At 64.4% G+C, this 10790-nt stretch carries 12 protein-coding genes; 7 read left to right on the forward strand and 5 right to left on the reverse strand.

Translation table 11 applies throughout. From position 1 onward, the window contains the following. From GEV05_28315 to GEV05_28325, 3 genes are all read left to right on the forward strand, one after another. A partial coding sequence (locus tag GEV05_28315) for an SDR family NAD(P)-dependent oxidoreductase (protein MPZ47196.1) occupies nucleotides 1-757 on the forward strand: 757 nt, incomplete at its 5' end. After that, on the forward strand, nucleotides 754-1242 hold the full coding sequence (locus GEV05_28320) for a DUF3500 domain-containing protein (protein ID MPZ47197.1): 489 nt from the start codon (nucleotides 754-756) through the stop codon (nucleotides 1240-1242). The genes GEV05_28315 and GEV05_28320, both read left to right, overlap by 4 nt. 112 nt (nucleotides 1243-1354) lie before the next feature. After that, the gene (locus tag GEV05_28325; GenBank protein MPZ47198.1) at nucleotides 1355-2239 is read left to right on the forward strand and encodes an HDOD domain-containing protein; all 885 of its coding nucleotides are present in this window, start codon (nucleotides 1355-1357) and stop codon (nucleotides 2237-2239) included. Between the two features lie 88 nt (nucleotides 2240-2327). On the opposite strand, the gene GEV05_28330 is transcribed toward GEV05_28325, so the two are convergent. Continuing rightward, nucleotides 2328-3443, reverse strand: coding sequence for an SMP-30/gluconolactonase/LRE family protein (locus GEV05_28330; GenBank protein ID MPZ47199.1), 1116 nt, complete (start codon nucleotides 3441-3443; stop codon nucleotides 2328-2330). Here GEV05_28330 and GEV05_28335 point away from each other — a divergent pair. Further along, nucleotides 3393-4253, forward strand: coding sequence for a PEP-CTERM sorting domain-containing protein (locus GEV05_28335; protein ID MPZ47200.1), 861 nt, complete (start codon nucleotides 3393-3395; stop codon nucleotides 4251-4253). The two genes, GEV05_28330 and GEV05_28335, sit on opposite strands and share 51 nt — an antisense overlap. A gap of 57 nt (nucleotides 4254-4310) precedes the next feature. Here the strand turns inward: GEV05_28335 and GEV05_28340 are convergent, their stop codons facing one another. The 3 genes from GEV05_28340 to GEV05_28350 all read right to left on the reverse strand — a co-directional run bounded on the left by GEV05_28340 (nucleotide 4311) and on the right by GEV05_28350 (nucleotide 6984). After that, nucleotides 4311-5417, reverse strand: a complete 1107-nt coding sequence (locus GEV05_28340; protein ID MPZ47201.1) for an alcohol dehydrogenase catalytic domain-containing protein — start codon at nucleotides 5415-5417, stop codon at nucleotides 4311-4313. A 229-nt stretch (nucleotides 5418-5646) separates the two neighbouring features. Beyond that, nucleotides 5647-6087 carry a hypothetical protein gene (locus GEV05_28345; protein ID MPZ47202.1) on the reverse strand — a complete coding sequence of 147 codons (441 nt, stop codon included), beginning with the start codon at nucleotides 6085-6087 and terminating at the stop codon, nucleotides 5647-5649. Between the two features lie 192 nt (nucleotides 6088-6279). Then, entirely contained in the window at nucleotides 6280-6984 is a 705-nt protein-coding gene (locus GEV05_28350; protein MPZ47203.1) for a YggS family pyridoxal phosphate-dependent enzyme, read from the reverse strand. A 74-nt stretch (nucleotides 6985-7058) separates the two neighbouring features. Between GEV05_28350 and GEV05_28355 the strand changes: the two genes are divergently transcribed. The 3 genes from GEV05_28355 (at nucleotide 7059) to GEV05_28365 (ending at nucleotide 9829) form a co-directional block, all read left to right on the forward strand. Beyond that, nucleotides 7059-8105, forward strand: a complete 1047-nt coding sequence (locus tag GEV05_28355) for a PilT/PilU family type 4a pilus ATPase (protein ID MPZ47204.1) — start codon at nucleotides 7059-7061, stop codon at nucleotides 8103-8105. Nucleotides 8106-8159: 54 nt separating this feature from the next. Further along, nucleotides 8160-9296, forward strand: a complete 1137-nt coding sequence (locus GEV05_28360) for a PilT/PilU family type 4a pilus ATPase (protein MPZ47205.1) — start codon at nucleotides 8160-8162, stop codon at nucleotides 9294-9296. An 83-nt stretch (nucleotides 9297-9379) separates the two neighbouring features. Further along, nucleotides 9380-9829, forward strand: coding sequence for a VOC family protein (locus GEV05_28365; protein MPZ47206.1), 450 nt, complete (start codon nucleotides 9380-9382; stop codon nucleotides 9827-9829). 26 nt (nucleotides 9830-9855) lie between these two features. Here GEV05_28365 and GEV05_28370 read toward each other — a convergent pair whose 3' ends face one another. Then, entirely contained in the window at nucleotides 9856-10236 is a 381-nt protein-coding gene (locus GEV05_28370; GenBank protein MPZ47207.1) for a VOC family protein, read from the reverse strand. Nucleotides 10237-10790 lie beyond the last annotated feature (554 nt).

Raw genomic sequence — 10790 nt, forward strand, 5'->3', positions numbered from 1 at the left:
CGCCAAGGTCGTGTGCGCGGCGCGCACGCTGAACGAGGGCGATCACCGGCTTCTCGAAGGCTCGCTTTCGGGCACCGTCGCACAAATCCACGGTGCGGGCGGCGATGCGATTGCAGTCGCCGTCGACGTTTCCGACGAAGCCGATTGCCGCAACCTTACCCAGGCGGCAATCGACGCCTACGGCCGGGTCGACATTCTCGTCAACGACGCGGCGCTCACCTATTACGTCCCGATCGTCGACTTCGACGTAAAACGCTGGGCGAAGGCTTTCGCCGTCAACGTGCACGGTCCGTTCATGCTGTCCAAACTGGTCCTGCCCGGCATGATCGAGCGAAGGCGCGGGGCCATCGTCAACATCTCGTCCGGATCGGCGATCGGCCCGGGACGCGGTCCGTATCGCGAGGCCGGTCGCGGCGGCACGATGTACGGCGCCACCAAGGCCGCGCTGGAGCGCTTCAGCCAGGGCCTCGCTCAGGAGGTTGCCGCCTACAACATCGCGGTCAGTGCCGTCGCGCCGTCCCACGTCGTGCCCACGCCGGGGACGGTCTATCACAAGCTCGTCAGCGGGACATCCGACCCGAGGAGCGAGCCGCCGATCCTGATGGCGCGCGCGGCGTTGTTGCTCGCAAGCGAGCCGGCGGCGAAGGTGAATGGGCGCATCACCTATAGCCAGCAGATCCTGGGCGAGTACGGCTTGATCGAAAATCCCGCCGGGCGTGGCGTTACCACCAAGGGCTCGGGCTACTCGCAGATCTGATCCGGCCGGCCGCCAGTCAAGCCCCCATCGCTACGGTGTATGCTTTGAGCGAATCGCAGCGCCGCGTGGCGATCGTGGACAGCCGCACCTATGGCGACATCGTGACCAGGAACGCCGAGCGGGTGGAGCCGCTGGCCGATACGGGCGTCCTTGCAGCCCAACTCGACTCGAACCAGCGCGCGCAAGTGATGAAACTCATCGAAGTCTATACGCGCACCTTTCAGGAGGGTTTGGCCAAGGCGCGGCTTGCGCGCGTGCGCGACGGCGGCATCGAGAAGATTCGTTTCGCATGGGCCGGTTCCACCGAACGCGGCCAGCCGCACTATTGCCGCATTCAGGGCCCGCTTTTCCTGATCGAGTACGACGCTTCCCAGGACGGCGGCAATCACATCCACACGGTCTGGCGCGATTTCGCTGGCGATTTCGGTCGTGACCTGTTGCGAGCGCACTACCAGGCTGCCGCGGGGACCTCGCACCGTCATTGAGCCCTGGGGGGAGCCCCGACGCTAAAGGTTTCGCCGGCCGAGCCGAAATGGCCGTTGTCGCGCGGGCCGGGCTCCGGCTCGCGCATCAACCACTGCACGGACGCGAGCGCCCATGGATATATCCGAACAGATTTGCGTCAGCGAAGTGACGACCAACGTAACATCCGCTGCGGCCGCGGAGCTCATCAAGGAAATTGGGATTCCGCCCTGCCCCGCGGTGCTCGCCGAGTTCATGGCTGAAAGCAACCGCGACGAGCCCGACTTCCGCCGTCTCAGCCACTTGATCAACAAGGACGTGGCGCTGGCGGCTTCGGTGCTGAAGACGATCAATTCGCCGTTCTACGGTCTGACCAAGAAAGCGCGCACAGTGCAGGACGCGCTCGCGCTGCTGGGGCTGCGTGAAACAAGCCGCCTCATTGCCGGTTTGTTGCTGCGGCGCGCGTTCGCCTCGTCGCAGTCGCCCGCGATGTACGAATTCTGGGATGCATCGTCGCGGGTGGCGATGATCGCCGCTTATCTCGCCCGCGAGCTCGACGTGATTCGCCTGGACGAAGCGCATACGTTCGCGCTGTTTCGCGATTGCGGCGTGCCGGTTCTGCTCACGCGTTATCCGGAATACGAGAGTCTGCTCGCCATGACCCGATGCGAGAACGAGCGCCGGCGCAGCGAGATCGAGCGCTCACGCTACGGCTTCGATCATGCCCTGGTCAGCGCCACGCTGGCGCAGACCTGGCACCTTCCGACCGACATGTGGCAGTCGATTCGCATCCACAACTTGTACGATCAGCCGGCATTTCAGGCCGATCCGAACTGGGCGCGCGCCGCGCCCTTGATCGCGGTCGCGCTGCTCGCCGAGCAACTGCACCGCATCCATCGCGGGACCTACGATTCCTCGGTCTGGGCGACGGAGGAGGCATTCATCACCGAGATCATCGGGCCGATGAACGACCGGCTCGAGCCGCTCGGCAACGACATTGCGAATCTGCTGGATCAGTAGACGACGCGAGCGCTACAAAGTGAACCCTGCAAGGGAAGCAGCACGTCCCTCGCCCTTCACGCCTCACCCTTGACCGACGACGTCACGGTTATGGATACATCGCCCAGCCGACCCGGTCGGTCTGCGCCTTGAGGAAATGACCTTGCGTCGACGTAACGTACAGGGTCGTCATATCCGGGCCGCCGAAGGCGCAGTTGGTCGGCCGCAGCACCGGCACCGGGTGTGTCTCGAGCACGCGCCCCTGCGGCGACCAGACATAGATCATCGGCCCCGGTCCGCCCAGCTCCCAGCCCGCGGTCGCGACGATGTTGCCTTCCGCATCCAGGCACATGCCGTCTATGCCGCGATGCAATCCGTCCGCGCCACCGCCGAAGGTGTGCAGCACGCTGTAGGCGCCGAGTGAGCCGTCGTCGTTGATCGGATAAGCGCGCAGCTCGCGGATCTTCTTGGGATCGTAGTTGCTCTCTGCCACGTAGAGCGTGCGCTGGTCCTGCGATACCAGGATGCCGTTGGGTTGGTGCGTATCGAACGTGACTCGCGTTACGGTGTAGCTGCCGTCGGCCTGCCGGTCGGCGCGCAGCACGGAGCGATTGTCCACCTCCTCCTTCGCGCTCTTGTCCACGTTGCCTTCGTTCCACGGGTTGCTGAACCAGATGCGGCCCTTGCGGTCGATGGCGAGGTCGTTGGGCGTATTGAGCCGCTTGCCGTCGACCCGGTCCGCGACCGTCGCCATGCTTCCGTCGGGATCGAAGCGCACGATCGAGCGAGCGCCCGAGCTGCAGCCGAACAGGCGTCCCTTGAGGTCGAACGCAAGACCGTTGGTGAAGTTGGTCGCCGTGCGCCATTCGCTGATCGTTCCGCTCTTCGGGTCGTGGCGCATGATGCGATGCGCCTGGATGTGCGTGAAATACAGGAACTCGCCGTCCCAGACCGGACCTTCGGTGAGCGGTATCGGGTAACGCGCCAGCAACTCGAACTTCCATGCCATGTTTTCTCTCCTCCGAAGGGATGCGCGAAGCCGTGCGAGGCTCCACGCGTACGCCGAGCTTTGATGGTAACAGGGGCTGCAGGGACCGCTCGGTGCGGCTTGTCGGATCCTTTTACAAGCGAACACGCGCACATGGTGAACGCACAAAAATATTCCGGCAAAACAATGCCGGTCGTGCCATGGCGTAACACTTGCTGTAGTAGCCGCTCCTTTCATTGGAGGAAAGCGTTCGTGAAAAATCACCTGCTTCCACCGGTGGCGGCCGCCATGATGGTCGCGTCGGTCGCGTTCGAAGCCAATGCAACTGTCATCGACGTGAGCGTGCAGGGCACCGACGCTATATTTCTCGCGGGCCGCACGGACGTCGTCATCCCCGCCGCGAATCTGCCTTGGACGGGCCCCGGCACGCATCTCATCCGCCACGGCGGCAATACGCCGGAAGAGGCGAAAGAAACATTTCCCACGTCCGTATCGGTTGCGGCAGGAGACGTGATCCGGGTGCTCGATCCTGCGATCGGCGGGATCAACTTCTTCAACGGATTCGGTCCTCCGTTCTTCGGGCCGAGCGGAAATACGCCGGCCGGCAGCGACCTCACCGCCTTGGATGGCATCAGCGGCTACAGAGGGCCACAAGGTCCGCTCGCCGGCGTGTTCCTCGGCAATAGCATTCCGAGCGCAGGTCCCGCACCCTCGACGCTCGATTTCACGCCAGGCGGGCTCGGCATCGATTTCCTGACGCTGTCCCCGGAACTGTTTCAAGTGTTCTATATCGGAGATGGCGTCACCGCGGGAAACGTCTTCCAGACCTTTGTCGCGCCGGCGGGGGCGACCCGGCTGTTTTTCGGGATCCCGGATGGCTTCGGATTCGGCGGGGCCCCGGGCGCCTACGACGACAACGATGGCGCGTACCGGGTCCGGATTGGCATCAACGAGATTCCCACACGAGTACCGGAACCCGGCAGCCTCGCGCTGCTGGCGCTCGGTTTTGCGGCATTTGGTATCTCGCGCCGAGCCCTTCGACACTGAAGCGGGCATCGTTCCGAAACGGAAAACGGCGGAAGCAACCGCCGTTTTTTTTCACCGTTACTGCGCGATCCGCAGCACGGCCTTGATCGTGCTGCCGGCGAGCATATCGGCGACGGCCTCGTTGATGGCCGCGTGCGGATAGTGCCGCACCAGCCGGTCGATCGGCAGCTTGCCGGACGCAAACAGGTCGATCAGCCGCGGCAGGAAGCGCTGCACGTCGCTCTCGCCCTGGCTGCAGCCGCGCACGATGCGGCCCTGCTGGATCGTTTTCATCTCCAGGTTCACTTCGACGCCCGGACGCGCACTGCCCACCAGGCACGCGGTGCCGCGCGGGGCAAGCACCTCGACCGCCGCGCGCAGCGCTTGCGGAAAACCGGCCGCTTCGAGACAGAAGCGCGCGCCCCGGCCGCCGGCGAGCCGGCGCACTTTCGCGACCAGGTCAGCGTCCTTGGCGTTCACGGTTGCGCTCGCGCCCAGCTCGCGCGCAAGCGCGAGGCGATCCTCGAACAGATCGACCGCGATGATGGGATCGCAGCCGCAGAGTTTCGCAGCCAGCATGCCGGCAAAGCCCACGGTCCCGGTGCCGAAAGCGACGTAGGAATCGCCCGCAGCGGGTTTGAGCACGTTGAGCACCGCACCAGCACCCGTATTCACGCCGCAAGGGAATGCGGCCAGGATGTCGAGCGGCGCCTCTCTCGGCATGCGGATGGTGTTGCGCGCCATGGCAAGCGTGACGCTGGAAAACGACGATTGCTGGAAGAACGATCCGTGGATCGGCTCGTCGCCGCGCACAAAGGCAACCGATGTTCCGTCGGAGCGCAAACCGCTGTGCTTCAGCCGCGGCGCATTGACGCAATAGGTCTCGAAGCCCGCCCGGCAATCGTCGCAGGCGCCACACGAAGGATTCGCCATGATGACGTGGTCGCCCGGCGCCAGTTCGGTCACGGCGGCGCCGACCTTTTCCACGATGCCGGCGCCTTCGTGCCCGTAGATCGCCGGGCAGGGAATCGGAAAAAAGCCGTCGCGCGCATGCACGTCGGTCTGGCAGATGCCGCTTGCGACCACGCGCACGCGCACTTCGTTCGGCCCGGGCTCCGCGACGCTCACCTCTTCCATCGACCAGCGCCCGCGCGGTTCGCGCATCACCGCCGCTTGTGCTTGCATCGTGTGCCCCCTTCTTCTGCCGCTATGGCGTCCTGCTTCGCCTCGCTACCGGCAACTTTATCCCACCTGGCCGTTCGGCTCGGACAGGGCCGCCGGGCCCAGCCGGTGTGCTCGCCACCACATCGGCTCTGAGCGCCGCGCCGGACCGCCGACGCTGCGCTATGCGTGCCTCATTGTGAGGGAATGTTGGCCGCGCGCACGACCCGCGCCCAGCGCGCCGTCTCGCCTTTCACGTGTAGGCGATGACATCCTTCAAACCTTTCATCGCCATCGAAGGATGGGTGGCGATGACGTTGGGCGTCGTGCCGACCATGGACACGAAGCTGAAATCCTTGATGTGATCGTAGGTCGGCTTCTTCGATCGTGCCGGCGTGATCGCGTGCGAGGCGATCTGGCACAGCATCAGCGTATAGCCGTCAGGCGCCGCCTTGGCGGTGAGCTCGGTCGCGATGGCGCCCGCTGCGCCCGGGCGGTTGTCCACCAGCGCGGTCTGGTTGCCCCACACTTCCGTGAGCCCGTGGGCCACGATCCGGGAGGCCACATCGACGCCCCCGCCGGGGGCGTATCCCACCATGATGCGCACGGGACGGGTCGGATAGTTCTGTGCCTGTGCTGTCGCGCAGGCGGCAACCGCGACGACGACCGCGGTTGCCGATTCGATGACACGCATGCTGCCTTGCTCCTTCGTTCTATGCTGGCCGCTTTAAGCCAAATTTCACATTCTCTGTGCATCCGCTTGCGCAGGTGCGACGCATCGGGTCGTTCCCTCGGAGACGAGGATCCAGGTTTCCGCCGGTCGGATCATACACGCGCCATCCCGCGCGCAACGGCGCGCAACGTTTGGTCACGTCCCCACGGAGCTTTATGTGACTGCGCCCACGGCTGCGGAACGGCGACCGAAGATCGCGCTGCCGACCCGTACCAGGGTGGAGCCTTCCAGGATGGCCGCTTCCAGATCGTCCGACATGCCCATGGAAAGCGTGTCAAGATCGAGGCCCTGCGCGCGCAAGGCCTCGTATAGTGCGCGCAACTCACGGAACTGGGCTCGCTGGCGTTCGCCGTCGGGAGCGGGAGCCGGAATGGCCATCAGTCCTCGCAACCGGATGTTGGGGAGGCCCGCGACCTGCCGGGCGAGCGCCACGGCAGCTTGCGGCGGCACCCCGCTCTTGCTCACTTCGCCGCTGACGTTGACCTGGATGCAAACCATCAACGGTTCCAACGCCGCCGGGCGCTGTTCGGACAGGCGGCGGGCAACTTTTTCACGATCCAGGGAATGGACCCAGGCGAATTGCTCGGCGATGGGACGCGTCTTGTTGCTCTGGATGGGACCGATGAAATGCCATTCCAGCGGCAAGTCAGCGAGCGCTACGATCTTGGCCGAGGCTTCCTGCTGCTGGCTTTCGCCGAATGCGCGCTGACCCGCCCGGCATGCCGCCTCGATATCCCCGGCCGGCCAGGTTTTGCTCACGGCCAGCAGCCGGATCTCGTCGGGCCGGCGGCCGGCGGCTCGGGCGGCCGCTTCGATGCGCCGCAACACGGCTTGCAAGTTGCTGCCGATTGGGCTCATAATTTTTTCCAAAAGGCCGATAACCCAAAGGTTCTTCGGCGATTAATCGCCGGCCTTGGGTCGAGGAATTATAAATGGACATCTCCGAGCTGCTCGCCTTCGTCGTCAAGAACAAAGCCTCCGATCTGCACCTGTCGTCCGGATTGCCGCCCATGATCCGCGTGCACGGCGACATCCGCCGCATCAACCTGCCGGCGATGGAGCACAAGGACGTACACGCCATGGTGTACGACATCATGAACGACGGGCAGCGCAAGTTCTACGAAGAAAATCTCGAGTGCGATTTCTCTTTCGCCATTCCGAACCTCGCCCGTTTCCGCGTCAACGCCTTCGTGCAGCACCGCGGCGCCGGCGCGGTGTTCCGCACCATTCCGTCGAAGGTCCTCACCCTCGAAGACCTGAAGGCGCCCAAGATCTTTCAGGACATTTCCGATCAGCCGCGTGGTCTGGTGCTGGTGACCGGGCCCACCGGATCGGGCAAGTCGACCACGCTCGCGGCGATGATCAACTACATCAACGAGAACGAATACGGCCACATCCTCACCGTCGAGGATCCGATCGAATTCGTGCACGAGAGCAAGAAGTGCCTGATCAATCAGCGCGAGGTCGGGCCGCACACGCTCTCCTTCTCCAACGCCTTGCGCTCCGCGCTGCGGGAAGATCCGGACGTGATCCTGGTCGGCGAAATGCGCGACCTGGAAACGATCCGCCTGGCGATGACTGCGGCCGAAACGGGCCACCTGGTGTTCGGCACCTTGCACACCAGCTCGGCCGCCAAGACGGTCGACCGGATCATCGACGTCTTCCCCGCGGAAGAAAAGGAGATGGTGCGTGCAATGCTTTCCGAATCGCTGCGCGCGGTGATCTCGCAGACGCTGCTCAAGACCAAGGACGGCACCGGGCGCACGGCTGCGCACGAGATCATGATCGGCACTCCGGCCATCCGTAACCTGATCCGCGAGAACAAGATCGCGCAGATGTATTCCGCGATTCAGACCGGGCAGTCGTTCGGCATGCAGACGCTGGACCAGAACCTGCAGGAGCTGGTGCGGCGCAATCTCGTGGCGGCCGCCGAGGCCCGCAACCGCGCGGTGAACAAGGATCTCTTCCCGGGCGCGTAACGCCTAACCGAACGGGACAGCGAGTCCCGCACCCATTCTCGACAGGAGCGGCGCATGGAACGCGACCAGGCAATGAAATTCATCTACGACCTTCTGCGCGCCATGGTGGCGAAGAAGGCTTCCGACCTCTTCATCACCGCCGGATTTCCGCCCGCGCTGAAGATCGACGGACGGGTGACGCCCGTATCCAACCAGACGCTCACGCCGCAGCATACGGTGGAGCTCGCGCGCTCGGTGATGAACGACAAGCAGGCCGAAGAGTTCGAGGCGACCAAGGAGTGCAACTTCGCCGTGAGCCCGGCAGGTATCGGTCGCTTTCGCGTCAACGCGTTCGTGCAGCAGGCGCGCGTGGGCATGGTGTTCCGGACCATCACGACGGACATCCCGAAGTTCGATGAGCTGGGCCTGCCGGTCGTGCTCAAGGACGTCGTCATGAGCAAGCGCGGCATCGTGCTTTTCGTCGGCGGCACCGGTTCGGGCAAGTCGACCTCGATGGCCGCGCTGATCGGCTATCGCAACGAGAACAGCCACGGCCACATCGTCACGATCGAAGATCCGATCGAGTACGTGCACGAGCACCGCGGCTGCGTCATCACGCAACGCGAAGTGGGCGTGGATACCGAATCGTGGCACACGGCGCTCAAAAACACCCTGCGCCAGGCGCCGGATGTCATCCTGATCGGCGAAATCCGCGATCGCGAAACGATGGATCACGCGATCGCGTTCGCCGAGACCGGGCACTTGTGCATGGCCACCTTGCACGCCAACAGCGCCAATCAGGCGCTGGATCGCGTGATCAACTTCTTCCCCGAAGAGCGCCGCTCGCAGCTGCTGATGGACTTGTCCCTCAACATCCGCGCCATCGTGTCGCAGCGCCTGATCCCGAAGAAGGAAGGCAAGGGGCGCGCGGCGGCGGTCGAAATCCTGCTCAACTCGCCCCTCATTTCCGACCTCGTCTTCAAGGGCGAGGTGCACGAGATCAAGTCCATCATGGCGAAGTCGCGCGAGCTCGGCATGCAGACCTTCGACCAGCACCTGTTCGAGCTGTACGAGAACGGTTCGATCAGCTACGAAGACGCGCTGCGCAACGCCGACAGCGTCAACGAGCTTCGCCTCATGATCAAGCTGCAGGGTCAGGAATCGAAGAGCCGCGACGTCATGTCGGGAATCGAGCATCTGAACATCGTCTAGGCTTCGCACCCGGGTCTTGTGCCGAGGTCACGTCGGTTCGCCGGGCCGCGCAGGCTCGTGACATCACGCCAACCGGGCGCACCATGGTACGCGTCGTCGGCATCGACCACATCTCGCTACGGGTGAGCGACTTCGAACGCTCGAAGGCATTCTACGGCGCTCTGCTGCCGTTCATGGGCTTCAAGGTCCTGGACGAAAACGATGACGCGATCGGCTGGACCAACGGACGCACGCGAGTGTGGATCGGCCGGGCGGATACGGCAGGGCGCAAGCGCAAGCACCGTATCGGCGAGGTCGGCCTGCATCACTACGCGTTCGAACTGCGCAGCCGGCGTGACGTCGACGCGCTGGAAGCGTTCGTGCGCAAGCTCGGCGCACCCGTCGTCGATTCTGCGGGCGAGTACTACGAGGACTACTACGCCGTCTTCTTTCTCGATCCGGACGGGCTCAAGCTCGAAGGCATGAAGTACGGCGAGGCCACGGCGCGCAGTCGAGCACGAAAGCGCGCGAGCTCGCCGCGCGAGAGCCAGTAGTTCCCTTCGGCCGGCGCTGCCGGCATTCAACCGCTGCCGTACGGTCGCGTCAGAATCTCCAGCAGGTGTCCGCTCGGCTCCTCGAAGTAGACTCCCCGCCCCCCATCGCGCGTATTGATCTCGCCGCGCCGGGTGCGGCCCGGATCGGCCCAGTAGGCGAGACCGCGCGCGCGAATCCGTTCGAAGATCTGGTCGAACTCGGTTTCGCTCACGAGAAAGGCATAGTGCTCGGTCAGGACGACCTCGTCAGTATCGAGGTAGTCCAGCGTCACGCCGTTGGTCGTCTGCACGCCCAGGAAAGGCCCGAAGGCGACCGGGGCGGGCAGCCCCAGGATATCCGAGAGGAATGTAGCGGCGGCGCGCTTGTCGCGCGTGTGCACGATGGTATGGTTCAACTCGATGGCCATGGTGTTCGCTCCTGTTCGTCGCAGATGGGATGGCGGGCCTGCGGGCGCTCCCGGAAAGCTCGTGCCCGCGATCAACTGAGCGTGCGCGCGAGAAACGGCAGGCTCACGTCCATGCGGTAATCGATGTCGGAATGGTTGTCGTCGAATTCCTCGTAGCAGTGTGTGATGCCTGCCTCCGCCAGTCGCTTCGACAGGATGCGTGCGCCGTAGTGGATGTGGTACTGATCGCGCCAGCCGCAATCGATATAGATGCCGCGAAGCCGCTGAAGGTTCTTTCGATAGCGTGCGACCAGGTTGATCGGGTCATGCGCACGCCACTGTCGCCAGCGCGCCTCGATGCGCTCACCCGATTCGAGATTGAACGGCACGCGAAATCCGTTCGGCGCGCTCGGCTCGGGATCATACGTTGCGGCCATGCAAAGGTTCATCAGGCAATGGCCCTGCCCGTGCGAGAGCTTCTCCTTCTTCCCCACCTCGGCCAGGAAGCGCGCGATGCGGCCGTCGTCGATGCCCTGCGTCAGCGTGGCGCCGGCCGACTCGCCGCGCGCGTCGTA

The sequence above is a fragment of the Betaproteobacteria bacterium genome (genome assembly GCA_009377585.1).
Classification (GTDB): Bacteria; Pseudomonadota; Gammaproteobacteria; order Burkholderiales; family WYBJ01; genus WYBJ01.

Bases quoted from the DNA above. Each gene is read 5' to 3' on its own strand.
- GEV05_28325 (MPZ47198.1), top strand. From the start codon at position 1,355: ATGGATATATCCGAACAGATTTGCGTCAGCGAAGTGACGACCAACGTA.
- GEV05_28370 (MPZ47207.1), bottom strand. From the start codon at position 10,236: ATGGCCATCGAGTTGAACCATACCATCGTGCACACGCGCGACAAGCGC.
- GEV05_28335 (MPZ47200.1), top strand. From the start codon at position 3,393: ATGCCGGTCGTGCCATGGCGTAACACTTGCTGTAGTAGCCGCTCCTTT.
- GEV05_28355 (MPZ47204.1), top strand. From the start codon at position 7,059: ATGGACATCTCCGAGCTGCTCGCCTTCGTCGTCAAGAACAAAGCCTCC.
- GEV05_28330 (MPZ47199.1), bottom strand. From the start codon at position 3,443: ATGAAAGGAGCGGCTACTACAGCAAGTGTTACGCCATGGCACGACCGG.
- GEV05_28340 (MPZ47201.1), bottom strand. From the start codon at position 5,417: ATGCAAGCACAAGCGGCGGTGATGCGCGAACCGCGCGGGCGCTGGTCG.
- GEV05_28360 (MPZ47205.1), top strand. From the start codon at position 8,160: ATGGAACGCGACCAGGCAATGAAATTCATCTACGACCTTCTGCGCGCC.
- GEV05_28345 (MPZ47202.1), bottom strand. From the start codon at position 6,087: ATGCGTGTCATCGAATCGGCAACCGCGGTCGTCGTCGCGGTTGCCGCC.
- GEV05_28365 (MPZ47206.1), top strand. From the start codon at position 9,380: ATGGTACGCGTCGTCGGCATCGACCACATCTCGCTACGGGTGAGCGAC.
- GEV05_28350 (MPZ47203.1), bottom strand. From the start codon at position 6,984: ATGAGCCCAATCGGCAGCAACTTGCAAGCCGTGTTGCGGCGCATCGAA.